The organism is Natronococcus sp. JC468, assembly GCF_012163165.1.
Classification (GTDB): domain Archaea; phylum Halobacteriota; class Halobacteria; order Halobacteriales; family Natrialbaceae; genus Natronococcus; species Natronococcus jeotgali.
The window spans coordinates 1-16,673 of sequence record NZ_JAAVUO010000012.1; the positions used below are offsets into that span (position 1 = coordinate 1).

Annotated in this window: 20 protein-coding genes; 6 read left to right on the top strand and 14 right to left on the bottom strand. The window is 67.7% G+C overall.

Going from position 1 to position 16,673, the window contains the following annotated elements:
* Positions 1-185 (top strand): hypothetical protein (locus GWG54_RS20665; protein WP_209438360.1); only part of this gene is annotated, 185 nt, incomplete at its 5' end.
* A 12-nt stretch (positions 186-197) separates the two neighbouring features.
* Here the strand turns inward: GWG54_RS20665 and GWG54_RS09100 are convergent.
* Positions 198-584 carry a cox cluster protein gene (locus GWG54_RS09100; RefSeq protein WP_167937475.1) on the bottom strand — a complete coding sequence of 129 codons (387 nt, stop codon included), beginning with the start codon at positions 582-584 and terminating at the stop codon, positions 198-200.
* A 79-nt stretch (positions 585-663) separates the two neighbouring features.
* Between GWG54_RS09100 and GWG54_RS09105 the strand changes: the two genes are divergently transcribed.
* The 3 genes from GWG54_RS09105 (at position 664) to GWG54_RS09115 (ending at position 5,522) form a co-directional block, all read left to right on the top strand.
* A complete protein-coding gene (locus GWG54_RS09105) occupies positions 664-1,509 on the top strand; it encodes a heme-copper oxidase subunit III (RefSeq protein WP_167937476.1) in 846 nt (281 codons plus the stop codon).
* 112 nt (positions 1,510-1,621) lie between these two features.
* On the top strand, positions 1,622-3,976 hold the full coding sequence (locus GWG54_RS09110; RefSeq protein ID WP_167937477.1) for a heavy metal translocating P-type ATPase: 2,355 nt from the start codon (positions 1,622-1,624) through the stop codon (positions 3,974-3,976).
* 475 nt (positions 3,977-4,451) lie between these two features.
* A complete protein-coding gene (locus GWG54_RS09115; protein ID WP_167937478.1) occupies positions 4,452-5,522 on the top strand; it encodes a thioredoxin domain-containing protein in 1,071 nt (356 codons plus the stop codon).
* Between the two features lie 108 nt (positions 5,523-5,630).
* On the opposite strand, the gene GWG54_RS09120 is transcribed toward GWG54_RS09115, so the two are convergent.
* The 5 genes from GWG54_RS09120 to GWG54_RS09140 form a co-directional block, all read right to left on the bottom strand.
* The gene (locus tag GWG54_RS09120) at positions 5,631-5,969 is read right to left on the bottom strand and encodes a hypothetical protein (RefSeq protein WP_167937479.1); all 339 of its coding nucleotides are present in this window, start codon (positions 5,967-5,969) and stop codon (positions 5,631-5,633) included.
* A gap of 141 nt (positions 5,970-6,110) precedes the next feature.
* Positions 6,111-6,383 carry a hypothetical protein gene (locus tag GWG54_RS09125; RefSeq protein ID WP_167937480.1) on the bottom strand — a complete coding sequence of 91 codons (273 nt, stop codon included), beginning with the start codon at positions 6,381-6,383 and terminating at the stop codon, positions 6,111-6,113.
* On the bottom strand, positions 6,380-7,174 hold the full coding sequence (locus tag GWG54_RS09130; protein ID WP_167937481.1) for a succinylglutamate desuccinylase/aspartoacylase family protein: 795 nt from the start codon (positions 7,172-7,174) through the stop codon (positions 6,380-6,382). The genes GWG54_RS09125 and GWG54_RS09130 overlap by 4 nt, the downstream gene beginning before the upstream one ends.
* Positions 7,175-7,275: 101 nt before the next feature.
* On the bottom strand, positions 7,276-8,376 hold the full coding sequence (locus tag GWG54_RS09135; RefSeq protein WP_167937482.1) for an ATP-binding protein: 1,101 nt from the start codon (positions 8,374-8,376) through the stop codon (positions 7,276-7,278).
* A gap of 37 nt (positions 8,377-8,413) precedes the next feature.
* Complete coding sequence (locus GWG54_RS09140) at positions 8,414-9,862, bottom strand: ATPase domain-containing protein (protein ID WP_167937567.1); 1,449 nt, start codon at positions 9,860-9,862, stop codon at positions 8,414-8,416.
* Between the two features lie 203 nt (positions 9,863-10,065).
* Here GWG54_RS09140 and GWG54_RS09145 point away from each other — a divergent pair, with 203 nt between their 5' ends.
* A complete protein-coding gene (locus GWG54_RS09145; RefSeq protein WP_167937483.1) occupies positions 10,066-11,127 on the top strand; it encodes a zinc-dependent alcohol dehydrogenase family protein in 1,062 nt (353 codons plus the stop codon).
* A gap of 709 nt (positions 11,128-11,836) precedes the next feature.
* On the top strand, positions 11,837-12,052 hold the full coding sequence (locus GWG54_RS09150; protein ID WP_008424567.1) for a hypothetical protein: 216 nt from the start codon (positions 11,837-11,839) through the stop codon (positions 12,050-12,052).
* A gap of 40 nt (positions 12,053-12,092) precedes the next feature.
* Here the strand turns inward: GWG54_RS09150 and gvpM are convergent, their stop codons facing one another.
* From gvpM to GWG54_RS09190, 8 genes are all read right to left on the bottom strand, one after another.
* The gene (gene gvpM / locus GWG54_RS09155; protein ID WP_167937484.1) at positions 12,093-12,386 is read right to left on the bottom strand and encodes a gas vesicle protein GvpM; all 294 of its coding nucleotides are present in this window, start codon (positions 12,384-12,386) and stop codon (positions 12,093-12,095) included.
* Positions 12,383-13,273, bottom strand: coding sequence for a gas vesicle protein GvpL (gene gvpL, locus GWG54_RS09160; RefSeq protein WP_167937485.1), 891 nt, complete (start codon positions 13,271-13,273; stop codon positions 12,383-12,385). Before gvpL ends, gvpM begins: the two co-directional genes overlap by 4 nt.
* A complete protein-coding gene (locus tag GWG54_RS09165) occupies positions 13,270-13,614 on the bottom strand; it encodes a gas vesicle protein K (protein WP_167937486.1) in 345 nt (114 codons plus the stop codon). Before GWG54_RS09165 ends, gvpL begins: the two co-directional genes overlap by 4 nt.
* Before the next feature lie 3 nt (positions 13,615-13,617).
* Positions 13,618-14,151, bottom strand: coding sequence for a gas vesicle protein GvpJ (gvpJ, locus tag GWG54_RS09170; protein WP_167937487.1), 534 nt, complete (start codon positions 14,149-14,151; stop codon positions 13,618-13,620).
* A 131-nt stretch (positions 14,152-14,282) separates the two neighbouring features.
* Positions 14,283-15,194, bottom strand: coding sequence for a hypothetical protein (locus GWG54_RS09175; protein WP_167937488.1), 912 nt, complete (start codon positions 15,192-15,194; stop codon positions 14,283-14,285).
* Positions 15,191-15,676 (bottom strand): Hsp20/alpha crystallin family protein, encoded by a 486-nt coding sequence (locus GWG54_RS09180; RefSeq protein ID WP_167937489.1) that lies wholly within the window; start codon positions 15,674-15,676, stop codon positions 15,191-15,193. Before GWG54_RS09180 ends, GWG54_RS09175 begins: the two co-directional genes overlap by 4 nt.
* Positions 15,676-15,930 carry a gas vesicle protein GvpF gene (gene gvpF, locus GWG54_RS09185; RefSeq protein ID WP_008424560.1) on the bottom strand — a complete coding sequence of 85 codons (255 nt, stop codon included), beginning with the start codon at positions 15,928-15,930 and terminating at the stop codon, positions 15,676-15,678. Before gvpF ends, GWG54_RS09180 begins: the two co-directional genes overlap by 1 nt.
* A gap of 2 nt (positions 15,931-15,932) precedes the next feature.
* Entirely contained in the window at positions 15,933-16,559 is a 627-nt protein-coding gene (locus GWG54_RS09190) for a GvpL/GvpF family gas vesicle protein (RefSeq protein ID WP_167937568.1), read from the bottom strand.
* Between the last annotated feature and the right edge of the window lie 114 nt (positions 16,560-16,673).

The window sequence follows — 16,673 nt, forward strand, 5'->3', positions numbered from 1 at the left end:
CGGGTAATACCTGTCGGGCCCCCGTCGGCACCGCGGGTGGGTGGGGCAGGTCGCGGAACGGTCGATCCCTTTTAGGGGCGCGACGAGGGAGGGGAGGTATGTCACGACAGGTGGCGCTCGGACTGCCCCTGGCCGCGGCCGCCGCCGGCGTCTTCGTCAGCGGCCTCGCCGTCGCCGCGTTCTAGACGCCGCGGCGATCACCGCTCGAGTCCGCCGGCGACGACCGGGCCGACGGCGCCGGCCGCGATCAGCAACGCGGCCGACACGAAGACGATTGCGGCCCGAACCGCGATCCCGTCGGTCGCGACGCCGGCGGCGAGCCCGCTCGGGGTTATCGCGGGCGCAACGGCGATCCAGACCGCGGCGCTGATGGCGGCGATTCCCGCGCCGACGATCCGGAGCGGTCGCCACGGTTCCGACGCGTACCCGACCTCGGCGATCATCCCCGCACAGCTCGAGCCGAAGGCTAAGACGCCGCCGACGGCGATCGGTACCAGCCCGAACAGGACGCCGGCTTCGGTCGCGACGATTCCGAGCGCGGCGACCAGCGGCCACGGACTCGATCCCCTGGATTCGTTCGCCATCGAATCGGGATTCGGATCGAAGCGGTATGAATCACCCGCATGGATGACGCTTTTGCGGGTCCGGGTCGTGGGGATCGATATGGAATCCGCCGACGAGCCGAGCGAGGGAGTCGACCATCACCCGCCTGCGCCCGAAGACTGGCCCCGCGGATTCGGCGAAGCGAGCTGGTGGCCGCTTGTGACCGCGATCGGCATCGCGGGGCTGTACTTCGGCGCCGCCCTCGCGACGCTCGCCGACGGCGCCGACCCCCTCGTCGGGTGGCTCCTGCCGTTCGCACTGATCGTCGGCGGGGTCGGGATCTTCCTCGGGAGCCTGTACGGGTGGACCTACCACGGGTTCGTCAGCAGCTACTGGGAGCGGGCGTCGGCCGAGGAGGGCCTCGACCTCAGGTGGGGGATGGTCCTCTTTCTCGCCACCGACGTGATGACCTTCAGCGCCGGGTTCGTCTACTACTTCTTCGTCCGGACGGGGCCGTGGCCCCCCGGCGAGCTCCCGACGCTGCTGTCGTCAGTCGTGGCGATCAACACCGCTATCCTGATTCTCAGCAGCCTAACGTTGCACGTCGCCCACGAGGCGATCCGGGACGGCCACCGTCGTCGGTTCCTCGCGCTGCTCGGGGCGACGGTGGCGCTCGGCGTGATCTTCGTCGGCGGGCAGCTGTTCGAGTACTACGAGCTCCTCGTCGTCGAGGGAACCGGCGTCACCGACGTCTTCGGGAGCGCCTTCTTCGCCCTGACGGGACTGCACGGACTTCACGTCGCCCTCGGGGTCGTCCTGCTGGGAATCGTCCTCGTCCGCGCGCTCGCCGGCCAGTTCTCGGCCGACCGTCACACCGCCGTCGAGACCGTCGCGATGTACTGGCACTTCGTCGACGTCGTGTGGGTGTTCCTGGTCGTGACACTGTACGTCGGCGCGGCGCTGTAGCTGCCGCCGGCGGGGCCGAGCCGGCCCGCGAACGCGCCGTCGACCCCCGCGGGGGCGGGCGATTGGAGGGACAACCCATATACGATCCGTGGACGTACGCCGAGGCGACCAAATGACGACCTGTACCCTCTGCGGGCTCCCCGCGGAGGAGTCGCCGGTTCGCGACGACGCGATCGACGGGGAATTCTGCTGTCGGGGCTGTCTCGAGGTGTACCAGCTCGTCGACGACGCGGACGGGCCAGCGGACCCCACGACGACCCCGACGGAATCGACGGCGTCGTTCGAGCCGGCGACGGCTGAGGACGGCCTCGAGACCGCGTACCTCTCGGTCGACGGGATGCACTGCACGACCTGCGAGACGTATCTCGAGACGACGGCGACGAAGACGCCGGGGATCAGGGACGCGGCGGTGAGCTACGCCACCGAGATGATCCGTCTGGCCTACGATCCGGACGTCGTCGACCGCGAGGAGCTGCCGGCGGCGGTCAGCGGGGCCGGCTACCGCGCCGCCGAACCCGGCGAGGACGGCGAGGAGCGGGACCGATCCACGCTCGAGCGGTACCGGACGGCGCTGGCCGTCATCCTCGCGATGCCGGTTATGGCGCCGTACCTCCTGTTCATCTACCCGACGTACTTGGGGATCTACCCGGAGTCGTTCCTCTACGGGTCGACGATCCGAATGATGGTGTTCGTGCCGCTGACCGTCTGGAGCTCGCTCATCGTGCTCGGGATCGGCTACCCGATCTTCAGGAGCGCGGCCGTCAGCCTCGCGGTTCGCCGACCGAACGTCGACCTGCTCGTCGCGATCGCCGTGCTCGCGGCGTACGGCTACTCGGTCGCGGCCTTCCTGCTCGGCGAGCGTCACCTCTACTTCGACGTCGCAGTGATGATCCTCGTCGTCGTCACCGTCGGCAACCGCATCGAGTCGAAGGTGAAACGGCGGGCCGTCGGTACCCATGCCGACCTGGCGGCGGCCCGCGACGAGACCGTCCGCGTGCTCGAGGACGGGGGCTCGATCTCGGAGGTCTCTCGGACGGAGTGCGAGGGCGGCGACCGCGTCCTCGTCAACGCCGGGGACCGGATCCCCTTCGACGGGACGGTCGTCGACGGGTCCGCGACGGTCGAGGAGGCGCTGGTTACCGGCGAGTCGATCCCGCGCTCGGCGTCGGTCGGCGAGGACGTCATCGGCGGCTCGACGGTCGTCGACGGCTCCCTCGTCGTCGAGGTCGACGACGACGCCTCGAGCACGCTCGACCGACTCGTCGAACTGCTGTGGGAGGTCCAGAGCACCGACGCGGGCGCCCAGCGGCTCGTCACCGCGTTCGCCGTGGCGTTCGTCCCGCTGATCGTCGGCGTCGCGGCGATCGCGACCGCGGGCTGGCTGGCTGCCGGGCGCCCGCCGGAGTCGGCCCTGCTGATCGGGCTGTCCGTCCTCGTCGTCTCGTGTCCGTGTTCGCTCGGGATCGCCACGCCGCTGGCGCTGGCCGCCGGCAGCGATCGGGCGGCCCGGAACCGCACGGTCGTCCTCTCGCCGAACGTCCTCGAGCGGATTACCGACTCCGAGATCGTCGTCTTCGACAAGACGGGGACGCTGACGACCGGCGAGATGACCGTCGAGTCGACGGTCGCGGACGACGCCGAGACGGTCCTCGAGCAGGCGGCGGCCGTCGAGGCGCGGTCGAACCACCCGATCGCCGACGCGATCGTCGCCGCGGCAGGCGGGCCGCCGGACCGAACCGTCGAGGCGTTCGAGCGCGAGCGCCGGTCCGTCTCGGCGCTCGTCGACGGCCGTCGGGTTCGCGTGGGCAACCCGTCGGCGTTCCGATCGTCGGGGTGGGTTCTGCCGGACCGCTTCGCCGAGGCGATCGAGTCGGCCCGCGAGCGCGGGCTCCATCCCACCGTCGTCGGCTGGGACGGCGTCGTCCGCGGCGTCGTCGCGATCCGCGCCGAGCGCCGGGAGCGCTGGGCGGAGGTCGTCGACGAATTGTCCGCCGAGGATCGACGGATCGTGGTACTCACCGGAGACGACGAGCGCGCGACCCGGTGGCTCCGTGACCACCCGAACGTCGACGAGGTGTTCGCCGACGTCCGGCCGGAGTCGAAGGAGGCGATCGTCCGTCGGCTCCGAGCCGAGGGGACGACGACGATGATCGGCGACGGCACCAACGACGCGCCGGCGCTCGCCCGCGCCGACATGGGAATCGCCCTCGAGGGCGGGACCGACCTTGCGATGGACGCGGCCGACGTCGTCGTTCTGGACGACGACCTCGAGGCGATCCCGACGGTGTTCTCGATCTCGCGCTCGACGCGCCGGCGGATCCGCCAGAACCTCGGCTGGGCGCTCGGATACAACGCCGTGGCGATCCCGCTGGCCGTCCTCGGGTACATCAATCCGCTTATCGCCGCCGTGTTGATGGGGCTCAGCAGCCTCCTCGTCGTGCTCAACTCGGGGCGGGACGCGCGGTGATCCGTCCCGAGGCCGACGACACGGACTCCGCCGCAGTTCGGTCGACCGTCGACCCGCCTCGAGGCGGTGCCGAGGTCGACCCGCTCGAGTCGGGGGGTGACTGATCATTCAGACGAGGCGAACCGATCGACCCGCGAGCGGGCGTCAGTTCGTGGTGTTCGATCGCGCGTCTCTCGTCCTCGAGTGACAGTGTGTACCGTTGAAAGTTGAATTAGCCGCGACCGCCCGTCGTACTTACATCAATTCGAAAATCGAAACTCGAACTGGGGTCGGAGTAATCGTTCTCGAGAGCGAACGACGGCGCCGTCTTGCGATTAGCGATCGTAGTTGAGCGGTCGCTGACGAAGCTGAAACAGTACGGTAATCGGTTGCGATTCCGAGAGATGTCTGGAACGGGCGGAACCTTCGTAAATTCCGGGGAAGCGTACAGAACGGCTGAATCCGTTTATACGTCTCCCCTGCGGACCAGGAGTCGATGTCACGGAAGTCGCAGACGACACGTCGAAGCGTACTGACAGCTACGGGGGCCCTCTCGCTGCTCGGACTCGCTGGGGTCGGGTCCGCGGGCACGGCGTCCGACGACGCCGTCCCGGTTCCGGACGATGCCGACGAACGCACGTATCCGACGATCGGAACGAACGCCGACGCGCCGACGGCGACCGTCTACGGCAACTTCAAGTGTCCCTACACGCAGGATTTCGTCTCCGGCAACCTCCAGGAGATCGTCGAGGAGTTCGTCGTTACGGGACGGCTCAACGTCCGCTTCTGTAACCTCGCGTACGAGCCCGGCGACACCTCGCAGCACTACATCTCGGACAGCGATCCGCGGCTCGCGGCCGTCGGACTCGCGATCTGGAACGAGGACTCGAGCAGCTACTGGCAGTTCGTCTCCGAGACGTACGCGAACTCGCCGTCGGGATACGTCGACTACGACGAACTCGAAGACCGCGCGCGTTCGGCCGACGTGACGAACGCCGAGTCCTGCGTCGACCGCGCGGAGGCCGGCGAGTACGACGCGGCGGTCGAGCGGATCGCCGAGATCGCCGACGACGACGGCGTCAGTTTCACGCCCCAGTTCGAGCTGGCCGGCGAGACGACCGCGCCCCACCACGGCACCCAGGCGATCCTCAACTGGATCGAGAGCCGTCTCGAGGACGCCCCCGACGGCGAGACGTCCGACGACGAGGACGGCGCCGAGGAGGAGTCCGACGAGACCGAGACGGACGACGAGGTCGAAGAGCCCAAGGAGGAATCGGACGTCGAGGAGGCCGACGGCGAGGACGCCGATGCGGACGAAACCGACGACGACTCCGAGGGTACTGACTCCGAGGACGCCGAGGATACCTCCGACTCTGAGGACTCCGACTCCGAGGACACCGAGGAAACTGACTCCGAGGATACCGAGGAGACCTCCGACGACGATACCGAGGACGACACCGACGACTCGAGCGACGGGAGCTCCGACTCGAGCGGCGGTATCGGCGCCGGCGAGGACTACGACCTCAGCGACGACCGAACGGTCGACGATCTGCCGGTCGACTGTTAGACCGCCTCGAGGACGCTACCCGTTCGGTTCGAGCCGTCTCGTTTTCGGGCGCCCCTCGCGAAGTTCGAGTGCGAACCGAAGAATCGTCGCTCGGAGCCGTCGCGCCGCTCAGTCCGCCGGCAGCCGATCGACTTCGAGCGCGGTCGCGACGCGTTCGAGCAGCGACTCGAGCTCGCTCCGCTCGAGTTCCCACCACCCGGTCGATCGCTGATACGTGGCGAGTGTGCGCTGGACCGCCTCGAGCTGCGGCTCCGTGAACCGAAGCCGGCCGTCGTCGATCGTATCGAACGCCTGAAACAGCTCGAGGGACGGCGAGTCGACGTCGGTCGCGTCGGCGGCGGTTTCCTCCTGTTCGATCCGGTGGAGCAGGACGTGGTGGAGCGTCCACTGCTCCTTGTGCGATAGCGAGAGGGTGGTCGATCGGGTCGGTCGGGACCTGGATGACATGTCGGTGTACACGCGGAGCTATGAGATCACACACCATAAGCATTGCTAGCAATTCTCATTTAGCGGACGGCGGCGGGTCGTCGGGGAGCGGAGTTGACGCGAGGAGACGGGACGAGGACGGCGGCGGTCGCCGTGTCGCAACTATGTGGTTAGGCGCTCGTACGCGTAGCCGACCGCGACGGAGACGGCGTAACAGCCGGTCAGAAACGGAATCCAGTACGCCCAGAGCTCGAAGCGGGGGGCGACGAGGTTGCCGATCGCCGAGCCGATCGTGTAGAGCAGATATCCCGGTAGCGCCAGCGGCGACAGCAGCGACGTCTTGAGCCAGCCGAGCGCGAGCGGGACGACCAACAGGAGGTAGGTCGCGATCGTCGCGGGCGCGACCAGCACGCGGCGAAGCGACGGCGCCGTCATCGTCCCTCCAGCAGCCCGTGGCGTTCGAGCGCGGCTGCGGTGACGAGACGGGTCATCTCGTTTTTCGTCTCGCGATCGAGCATGAAGTCCGTCGTCTCGAAGAGGTACGACGCGGCGTCGAGTTCGCGCGCGGCCTTGTGGAACAGCAGCGGCCCGGAGAGGTGGCTCTCGTTGGCGACGAAGCGATGCAGCGGGAGGTACCACGGCACCGCGTCCTCGTTGAGCGTCGCCGCGAGGGCGTCCCCCGCCGCGTTCGGCGAGTGGAAGATCGCCTGTCCGACGTACTGCCGGTGAACGCCGTAGAGCCCGAGCGATCGGTGGAGATCCAGCACGACGTCGGGATCGTGGCGCTCGACGGCGTCCCAGATGCCGGCGGCGAGCTCGCTCGTCGGCTCGCCGTCGGCCGGGAACTGGCGGTTCAGGTCTCCCTCGAGACCCTCTCGTTCGTCGTTTTCGACCGCGACCCGGTCGGTTTCGGGAACGACGACGAGCCGTCCGGCGTCCGGCACCCACTCGGTCGCCTCGCGGGCGACGTCGATCCCGTTGTACTCGTCGCCGTGGATGCCCCCGAAAACCATCGCGGTGGGACCGTCCGCCGGAGCGTCGATCTCGTACAGCGGCGTCTCGTGGACCGTTCCGGAAAGGAGCGCCTCCGTACTCGCCTCGTAGTCGCCGTCGGATCGGCGCGCGCTCGCCACCAGATCGTGTTCGCCCGTCGATCGGCTCGCCACGCCGACGGCGGCCGTTCCGACGAGCGCTCCACCGGCGGCCAGGATGCGACGTCGCTTCATCGTTCCCGAGCAGGGACCGCTCCCTAAAGCGCCTTCCCATTCGGACTCGAGAGGGTCGAGACGAAACCGAGCGCCGTCGGTTCCGTCGCGAGCAGCGACGGTCACGCCTCTCCGGCGTCGACCGCCGGAAGGGTAAACGAGAACGTCGAGCCCGACTCGTCGTTCGACTCCACCCAGATCCGCCCGTCGTGGCGCTCGACGATCCGTTTACAGAGCGCGAGCCCGATCCCGCTGCCGTCGTGTTCCGTGTGGCTGTGGAGCCGCTGGAACAGCTCGAAGATCCGGTCCTGGTCCTCCGGATCGATACCGACGCCGTTGTCCGACACCGAAACCTCCCACTTCGGTCCCCGGCGCCGGGCGGTCACCCGTACCCGCGTGGGCTCGTCGTCGCTGTACTCGATCGCGTTCGACAGCAGGTTCTGGAAGACCTGCCGGAGCTGATCCTCGTCGCCGCGGACCCGCGGGAGCGACTCGGCCTCGATCTCGGCGTCGTGTTCGTCGACCTTCATCCGGAGATCAGCCAGCGCCTCGTCGAGGACGTCGTCGAGATCGATCGGCTCGAGCGGACTCCCCCGTGTATCGACCCGGGAGTACTGGAGCAGTCCCTCGATCATGTCCCGCATCCGATCGGCGCCGTCGATCGCGTACCCGAGAAACTCCCGCCCCTCCCGATCGAGGTCGTCCTCGTAGCGCTGTTCGATCAGCTGCAGGTAACTCGAGACCATCCGCAACGGCTCCTGGAGGTCGTGGCTGGCGGCGTAGGCGAACTGCTCGAGCGAGCGGTTCGACTCCTCGAGTTTCGAGACGTAGTGCATCAGCTCCTGGGACTGGTTTCGCCGCACGAGCAGCGTGTTCAGTCGCCGGTAGAGCAGCGTCCGATCGATCGGCGCCTCGACGATGTCGTCGATCAACAGCGGGGAGTCGCGCTCGCGGGGGTTCGGGAGCGGCACCGCGTGGTGGTCGTCGTCGCGACGGACGAGGACGACGGGACAGAACACCGGGTCGCTCTCAGCGACGCGTTCACGAAGCGGGTCGTGGTAGTCGTGAAAGGAGTAGTCGTCCACGAGGTAGAGATCGGCGTCCTCGACCGATCGCTTCGTCTCGACCGCGTAGCGGTCCTCGAGCAGTTCCCGGACCGCAGCGCGGTTCCCGTCGTCGTTGATGAGCACCTGGATCGTCTCCGTGCGGTCGGGTCTGCTCATGCGTGCACTCGTAAACTCGGACTGCGGTGTGATTCCGTCATTCGTTTGCGTCGGTCCCGATCGTCTGCGTCATCGGCGATCCCTGGAGGATGCCGTGGAGCCCGGTCAACGGTTCGCCGACGTAGATGCCGTCGCCGGTGATCTCGAACTCCCGGAGCGTCTTCTCGAAGTCCCCGGTTCGTTTCTTGAGGACGCCGATGACCTTTCGCAGGCTCCCGTCCATCTCGACGTAGCTGACGAACGCGATGTTGTCCGCGATGTAGCTGAGCTGGTTGTTGGTCGCCTCGGAGATCCCGGTGATCTCGGAGATCTCGTTGGTGATGATGACGGTGACACCCTTGTTTTTGAGATACCGCGCCAGCGCGTGAAGCTCCCGGACGAGGTCCTGTTGGTGGCCCTGTATCGAGATCGTGTACCCGTCGATCCCGTCGATCATCACGATATCGGTCTCTGCCGTCTCGACCTGATCGATGACCATGTGGGCGAACTCCTCGCTCGAGAGCGCGAGCGGTTCGACCTCGGTCACCGAGAGGGCCCCGTCCTCGCGAAGCTCCGTGACCGGGATGTCGATCGCCTCCGAGCGGTGGGTGAACGTCTCCAGGTTCTCCTCGAACAGGTAGATCGCGGAGTTGAGCCCGTCACGGGCGGCCTGGGTGAGCAGCTGCGTACCCGTCGAAGTCTTTCCGGCCCCGGTCGGTCCGCTGATGAAGGTGACGGTCCGCTGGTCGAACCCGCCGCCGAGCAGCTCGTCGAGCTCGTCGATTCCCGAGTGGATCAGCTCGGGCGTGAACGCGTGCTCGTGGGGCTCGGGGATGAGACGGGGGAAGATCTCGAGCCCGGTCTCGCGGATCTCCATCCCGTGGTCGCCGCCCCGCTGCCCGAGCGCGCGGTGTTTCGTCGCTTCGACGCGGCGTCCGTCCTCGCCGCGGGTCAGCTTGACGATCCCGTCGCTGAGCGAGCGAAGCTCAGTGTCGTACTCCGGCTCCGAGTACAGCGTCGCCGTCACGAGGACGGTGATCTCGTGTTGTTTGAGAAACCGCATAAACGAGAGGATCCGCTTGCGAAACTGGTACTCGTTGGCCTCGACGTACCGGAGCTGCGAGATCGGATCGAGGACGACCCGCGACGGATTGATCTCCTTGATCGCCTCGTGGATCCGTTTCGTGTAGCGGTCGCGTTCGATGTCGCTCGGTTCGACCAGATCGTAGGAGTCGTCGTCGGTGAAAAAGTCCGATTCCGGGCCGAGATCGAGGAACTCGGCGTCGCTGATGTCGATACTGACCGCCTCGCCGTTGGCCAGGATCTCCCGCCTGGACTCCTCTCCGTGGATGAACAGCACCGTCTCGTCGTTCTGTAGCCCCTCTTCGAGAAAGTGCATCCCGAGCAGCGTTTTCCCGGTGCCGGGCTGTCCGTGGACGAGATACATCCGCCCCTTGGCGAGCCCTCCGTTGAGGATCTCATCCAGGCCGTTGATCCCGCTGTTCATCAGCGTAATATCGGGTGCCACATCTACGGTAGAGGGAGTTGGGAGGTATTAATCAATTGATTCCTCGAGCGCGGATTCTGGATGAATGTCGCCGCAACCGACTCGAGGCGCGTTCAGCCGTTTTTCGGCGCCGCTATGGGGCGGCCCCGAGCGATAGATCGCGGCGCTTACACTTTTGTGCGTGGTGTGTGTACTTCCGGCACATGAGAGCCGCAGTGCTCGAGGATTACGGCGAACCGCTCTCGATCGAGACCGTCGACTACCCGGAGCCCGAACCCGACCAGGTCGTCGTCGAGACGGCGGCCTGCGGGGTCTGCCGGAGCGACTGGCACGCCTGGCAGGGCGACTGGAGCTGGGTCGGCGCGCAGGCCCAGCCGGGACAGATCCTGGGTCACGAACCCGCGGGCGTCGTCGCGGCGGTCGGCGAGGACGTCGAAACGCTCGCGGAAGGCGACCGCGTCACCGTCCCCTTCCACCTCGGCGACGGCAGCTGTCGGCACTGCCGAACCGGTCGGGCGAACGTCTGCGAGACGGTGATTCCGCTGGGATTCGCGAGCGTCGCTCCCGGTGCGTTCGCCGAGGCGTTCCCGGTTCGGGAGGCCGACTTCAACTGCGTGAAGCTGCCCGAGGACGTCGGGTTCGCGGAGATGGCCGGGCTCGGCTGTCGGTTCATGACCGCCTACCACGCGCTGGCCGATCGGGCCGAGCTGCGGGCCGGCGATCGGGTCGCCGTCCACGGCTGTGGCGGCGTCGGACTCTCGGCGATCCACATCGCGAGCGCGCTCGGCGCCCACCCGATCGCCGTCGACGTCCGCGAGGACAAACTCGAGCGCGCACGCGAACTCGGCGCGGTCGACACCGTCGACGCCGCCGCGGCAGACAACCCCGCCAGCGAGGTGAAAGCGCTCGCCGACGGCGGCGCCGATATCTCGATCGACGCACTCGGAATCGCCGAGACCTGTCGCAACTCGGTCGGCAGCCTCGCCAAGCGCGGCACGCACGTACAGGTCGGGCTCACCACCGACGAGGAGGGCGGCGAGATCCCCCTGCCGGTCGACGCAATGACGATGGGCGAGATCGACTTCCGGGGCTCGTTCGGGATGCCGCTGGTTCGCTACGAGGAGCTGTTCCGACTCATCGCGGACGGAACCCTCGAGCCGAGCAAGATCGTCGGCGAGCGCCTCTCGCTCGAGGAGCTCCCGGAGACACTCGCCGCGATGGACGACTACGGGACGGTCGGAATTCCGGTCGTCACCGAGTTCTAGAGCCCGCGCTCGAGGGCGTGGGAACCGGGTGGGGGCGGGAGCCCACCCTGGCGTGAGAGACATGAGCGTACTCGAGGCGGGGGCGAGTCCGCGTCGAGTCCGGGCACGACCGCACGCGATCGGTTGATCGGCGCGTCGGCGTCCGGGCCGAGCGCGTACCCGGCGGGGGGGAATCCCCGCGACCGAGGAGACGGCCGAGAGGACCATTGTTATGCGTCGTCTTGTCGTGCGGTAGCGCGGGTGAACTCTCGGCAGGAACCGGATAACACCTCCGTAGCGGGCGGCTACGACGAGTCCGTCGGTTCGTCTACCGGCGTCGGCACAGCGAGGGTGCAACCGAGACGGTCGATCCGACGGAGCCGCGTTCGATACCGGGAGCGTCGGTCGCCGAGCGTCCGCCCGTCCCGAAGGACTCCCGTCTCGAGCCGGGACTGCCCGCGGAAAGACTCCGGTACCGTCAGTTCCGCCGCCGTACATCGACGCTTGTCCGGTTACTAAGACGAGCGCGACGATCCGAACGATCGCGGTGCAGTCCGGCGATTATGACGCGTTTACTCGGACGCCGATCGCGGCCGAAGCGACCCGGAACGTCGGCGGCCGAAACCGTCGCAGGGCTCGGCTTCGATCGACGAGTAAGACCTGCATAGGTCGCCGCGTCTCGTCGGTTACAAGCCGGATAACTACAACCGATCACGGCTACCTCCCGGGTATGATCACCTGTGCCAACTGCGAGACACCCCAGTTCCTGCAGATCGTCCAGAGCCGCGTCTACTTCGAGGACGGCGAGATGATCAACGAGATCTCCGAGAACTACGAGTGCACGCTGTGTGGCGGCACCGGCCAGTACGTCTACGACGAGGCTCGCGAGGAGGAGTCCGTCTCGGGCGAGGTCGAACTCACGACCGAGCGGCCGACGTTCGCCTGACCGGTCGCCCCCGGAGGAGGGGGCGACGGCCGCCGTACCGCTACTCGAGTTCGTCTCGCTCGCGGCCGTTGACGGTGATCGATTCGGTCCCGTCCTCGCTTTGCCGCCCGTACCGTCTGCGTTCGACCGCCCTGGCACGGCGATCGACGTCCCATTTTTCGAACAGTCCGTACTCGGTCATCGTTTCCATTCCGGCGATCGCCGCCGAGAGTTTGATTCCGATCAACGGTACGTCCGCGACCGAAACGATCACGTCCGCACGCAAGATAGCCCCGTCGCGCAACACGACGTCGAGCAGGTCGACCAGCGCGTCCTCGTCGTTTTGCGGCTTCACGATCCGCTCCCCTCCGTTCCGTCGCCGCCCAGCTCCGGCGCGAACGTGTACGGCGGCCACGGCCCCGTAAAGCGGACCTCGAGCCCGTCGGTCGCCGCCACGTCGTCGAGTATCGAGCCGATCGCCCCCTCGTCGTCCTCGTGGGCCAGCAGCGTGAGCCGACACAGCGTCTCGCCGCCGTCGCCATCGCCGTCGTCGGCGACCTCGTCCGACAGCGACGCCGACGGGGAGCGCTCGAGGGAGTGGACCTCCCGGGCCTCGCCGGCCAGGCGCTGCTCGAGGTCGTCGGTCGCCGACTCCCGGCGGTTCGCCCGCACCGCGGCCAGGCGCTGCTCGAGTTTCTTCTCGAGCAGGAACGCCGTCCCCTCCTCGGAGTCGTCGATCTTTGCGCGAAGCTCCTGCAGCCGATCGTCGCGCTCGATCAGCGCCTCGTCGTCGACGGGGTCGACCTCGACGACCTCGACGCGGTACTCCCAGTGGTCGGCCAGCCCCGACAGCGCGCGCTCGAGGGTCGCCCGCTCGCCGTCGATCCACTCCCGGACGCGCTCGTCGTCGCCCCGGAGGATCGTGTCGAACTGGAACGGGATCGGCGTCCCGAACCGCTCGCTGGCCTCGTCGATGACCGTCTGGTGGCGCACGAGCCAGCGTTTGACCTGCGCGAGATCGGCCGAGTCGTAGATCCCCTCGCAGGCGTGAACGACCGCGCCGATTCCGTCCTCGACGAGGATCGACACCGGCTCGCCGTCGATTCCCTCGATCTCGAGGGCGGCGTCCTCCTCGGCCCGAACCAGACAGTAGAGGTACCGCCCCTCCTCGATCTCGGGGACGTCGTCGGCGTCGACGACCGGTTCGGGGTCGCCCTCGAGATCGCGCTCGTCGGAGCTCACGGCTGGTCACCTCCGAAGACGGAGTAGCCGGGCTTGTCGGTCGGGGTCGTCTCCCCCTGGAGCTGCTCGATCGCGTCCGAGACCAGCCCGTCCAGGTCGTCGCGGAGGTCCTCGACGCCGTCCTCGATCCCCTCGTCGGCCTTGAGCTGGTCGATCTCGTCCTCGATCGTCGCGAGCTGGGTCCCGAGCCGTTCGATCTCCTCGTCGGTGAGATCGCCCGACTCCATGCGTCGAACGGCCTCGCCCTCGAGGGCCTCGATCAGGATCTCGACGACGGCGATCACGAGGGTCATCAGCCCGTCGCGCGCGTTCTCGCCGTCGCCGACGTCGATCGTGGACACGGTTCAGTCCTCCCCCTCCGTTTCGTCGTCGTTCGCCGTCGACTCCGATTCGTCGCCCTCGTCGTCGGCGTCCTCGGCGTCGTCGCTGAGCAGGTCGAACCCGCCGCTGGTCGGCCGATCGGGGTCCGGACTCAGACCCGGGTGGTCGGGCGCCGCGACGTCCTCGTCCTCGTCCTCGCCGTCGGAGTCGGCCCCGCCGCCAGCGGATCCGCTCCCCTCGTCGGCGTCCGACTCGGCCGTCACGTTGACGCCGCGGGTCGGATCGATCGGGGCGGTCGACTGGCGCTCCGCGGCGAGTTCGGGGTCATCGACGGCCTCGGCGAGCCGTTGCATGTCCGTCCCCTCGGGGAACTCGAGGCCGTACTTCGCCGCCGTCTCGAAGGAGGCGATCGCGGCCCGGAGCTGGACCCCCAGCAGCTGGGTGTCGCCGATCGAGACGGCGATGTCAGCGTTGATGACGATCCCCTTGTCGAGCAGCATCTCGACGACCTCGGCGAGGTCGGCCTTCTGGCGGCTGGGCTGGAACTCATCGACCACGGCGACCACCTCCGTCGCCGCGGGTCGACCGTCGGTCCGACCCCGCTACGTGTCTCGACCGAGCGCGGGCGTCGGCGCCCGGTGCCCGGGCGGCAGTCGCCGCTCGTTCCGTCCGGTTGCTGGGTAGGATCTCAGTCATCGTTCTGTTGGCGTCGTTTTCGCTCGAGTTCGAGCTCGAACCGGCGCCCGTAGATGCGCTTGCGGGTCGGCGCCGTCGAGAGCTTGACCTGTTTCGGGACCGTCGAGTGGCGCGTGTCGCTGGTGCCAACGTCCCGTCGCTCGATCGGCAGCGTCGACGCGGCGGTCGGGTTCCGCGAGGACGGGCTCGTGTCCTCCCGGCGCATCTTCTCCCGGTTAGTCTCGTAGAGCTTCTGGAACGTCTCGTGGGTTTCGAGCAGGGCGCCGCGGAAGGCGTCGATGCCCCGCATAGCCTGCTGCTGGATGAACACCTGGTAGGCCTCGGGATCATCCTCGACGTCGGGCGTCCCGAACGCCTCCATCGTGGCCTCCTTCGGATCGACCTCGTCGAGGAACCCGTCGCCGTCGTCGCCGCCGACCAGATCGGTGCCCTCGTCGACGACCGTCTCGGCGGCGTCCTCGAGGGCGCCGTCGTCCTCGCCGTCGCCGAGCGCGTCGGTCGCCTCGTCGAGCTCGCGTTTTTGTTCCCAGATGTCGGTCAGATCCGCCGCGTCCCACACGCTCAGCAGATCGAGCGCCGAGAACAGCTGGGTGAGGTCGATGACGTCGCTTGCGCCGGTTTCCTCCTCGGCGACGGCGTCGGGGATCTCGCCGGCTTCGATCGCCTCGAGCAGCTCCTCGCCGTCGACAGCTTCCGGCAGCTCGCTCAGGTCGAGCGCCTCGACCAGCTCCGCGGTCTCCCGGGCGACCCGGACGAGCGCGTCGACGTCGCCGAGCAGCCCCTCGAGTTCGTCGTCGCCGAGCTCCTCGGGTGCGTCGACGTCCTCGAGTACCGTCTGGAGGTGCTCGAGGCTCGACTCTCCCGATTCGAGCAGCTCCTCGAAGGGCTCTTCCTCCTCGCTCATCGCCGCTCCTCCGTCGGCTCGACGACGACCGTGAGGACGCCGTTTTTGAACGACGCCGTCGCCGTTCGTTCGGCCCACGGAACCTCGACCCGGTCGAGTTCGCTCCTCGAGACGGCGACGACGAGCTCGTCCCCGTCGAACCCGACCGTGACGTCGTCCGAGTCGGCGCCGCCGACGTCGGCCGTGACGAGCAGTTCCTCCTCGTGGTGCCGCGAGGTCATGTGTCCGTCCGGCGAGGAGGGACGGCGGCGCGGTCGTCTCCGGAGTCGATCGTCGTCGATCGGTGTCCGCACCTTGTCGAGCGCTCGGTCGAGTCCGGAGCCGATCGAGACGTCGTAGTTCAGGCGCGTCGAACTCCTGCGTCGGCGACCGGTCACCGACGCGTCGCCGCGCTCGAGCGCCGATAGCAGGCTGGTCAGCCAGTGGTCGGAGTCGCTGCGGTCGTCGTTCGGTTCGGTCGGATCGTTCGCGTGGTTGGACATTATCGTTTCACCTCTACACGGCCGCTCGAGAATCGCTCGTGGACCTCGCGAGCGATCTCGATCTCCTCCTCGAGTTCCTCCTTGCGCTCGCGGTACTCCGACTCGGAGCGCTCGCCGAGTTCGTACAGCAGCTGGTTCTCCTTGAGCTGGTCCTCGAGCTCGTCGAGATCGTACAGCTCGTCGAGCGCGATCGAGTGTAACGCGTCGACGATGCCGATGAACGGTCGAAACAGGAGGTCGTCGAGCACGAACATGGTTACTGGGCGCCGATCTTGACGTCGACGAAGCTGTACGGTGCGAACGGTCCGGTGTACCGGACCATGAGTCGGTCCTCGTATCGGTCCTCGAGGTCGGCGACTGCGTCGTCGAAGGCTTCCCGGTCGTCCTCGTCGACGAGGTACGAGCGGTTGAACACCAGCCGATCGCTGAACAGGTCGTTCGGGACCGACTGGTCGGCGATCGGCTCGAGGACGTCGGCGACGTCCTCCACGATCGCCTCCCGGTCGACCTCGGCGTCTTCCTCCTCGACGAGCTTGAGCCCGAGTTCGATCTTGCCGTCGATATCCCGCAGCGCCCGGCGAAAGGCGGGCTGGGCGTTTCGCAGGACGTTTTTGAGCTCGCGGTCGCCCTCGAAGGCCATCCCGAACCGCATCGGGACGATCGTTTGCCCGCCGTCGTGTTCCATGATCTCCCGGAGCACGTCGTCGTGGCGCTGGGCGTCCTCGTCGGTCTCTTCGGGTTCGGTCGTGTTGATGTCCGAGACGACCGCGGCGTAGCGGCGGTGGGAAACGGTGTAGACCCGATCCGCGTCACCGACCGCGTCGGTCTCGAACTCGACGTCGTCGCTCGCCTCGACGACGCCGTAGACGTACTTGTGGCTCACGACGGCACCACCGTCCGTCGACGCGGCCGTCTCGATGCTCGGAACGAGGCGTGTGTCCATACCATAAGATAAGACCCCACTGGATCGACAACTCGTAGCTCGGGGTACGGCGCC

What these genes read in the sequence shown, in the direction of transcription:
- GWG54_RS09100 (WP_167937475.1), bottom strand. Translation starts at nt 584, where the DNA reads ATGGCGAACGAATCCAGGGGATCGAGTCCGTGGCCGCTGGTCGCCGCG.
- GWG54_RS09105 (WP_167937476.1), top strand. Translation starts at nt 664, where the DNA reads ATGGAATCCGCCGACGAGCCGAGCGAGGGAGTCGACCATCACCCGCCT.
- GWG54_RS09110 (WP_167937477.1), top strand. Translation starts at nt 1,622, where the DNA reads ATGACGACCTGTACCCTCTGCGGGCTCCCCGCGGAGGAGTCGCCGGTT.
- GWG54_RS09115 (WP_167937478.1), top strand. Translation starts at nt 4,452, where the DNA reads ATGTCACGGAAGTCGCAGACGACACGTCGAAGCGTACTGACAGCTACG.
- GWG54_RS09120 (WP_167937479.1), bottom strand. Translation starts at nt 5,969, where the DNA reads ATGTCATCCAGGTCCCGACCGACCCGATCGACCACCCTCTCGCTATCG.
- GWG54_RS09125 (WP_167937480.1), bottom strand. Translation starts at nt 6,383, where the DNA reads ATGACGGCGCCGTCGCTTCGCCGCGTGCTGGTCGCGCCCGCGACGATC.
- GWG54_RS09130 (WP_167937481.1), bottom strand. Translation starts at nt 7,174, where the DNA reads ATGAAGCGACGTCGCATCCTGGCCGCCGGTGGAGCGCTCGTCGGAACG.
- GWG54_RS09135 (WP_167937482.1), bottom strand. Translation starts at nt 8,376, where the DNA reads ATGAGCAGACCCGACCGCACGGAGACGATCCAGGTGCTCATCAACGAC.
- GWG54_RS09140 (WP_167937567.1), bottom strand. Translation starts at nt 9,862, where the DNA reads ATGAACAGCGGGATCAACGGCCTGGATGAGATCCTCAACGGAGGGCTC.
- GWG54_RS09145 (WP_167937483.1), top strand. Translation starts at nt 10,066, where the DNA reads ATGAGAGCCGCAGTGCTCGAGGATTACGGCGAACCGCTCTCGATCGAG.
- GWG54_RS09150 (WP_008424567.1), top strand. Translation starts at nt 11,837, where the DNA reads ATGATCACCTGTGCCAACTGCGAGACACCCCAGTTCCTGCAGATCGTC.
- GWG54_RS09175 (WP_167937488.1), bottom strand. Translation starts at nt 15,194, where the DNA reads ATGAGCGAGGAGGAAGAGCCCTTCGAGGAGCTGCTCGAATCGGGAGAG.
- GWG54_RS09180 (WP_167937489.1), bottom strand. Translation starts at nt 15,676, where the DNA reads ATGTCCAACCACGCGAACGATCCGACCGAACCGAACGACGACCGCAGC.
- gvpF (WP_008424560.1), bottom strand. Translation starts at nt 15,930, where the DNA reads ATGTTCGTGCTCGACGACCTCCTGTTTCGACCGTTCATCGGCATCGTC.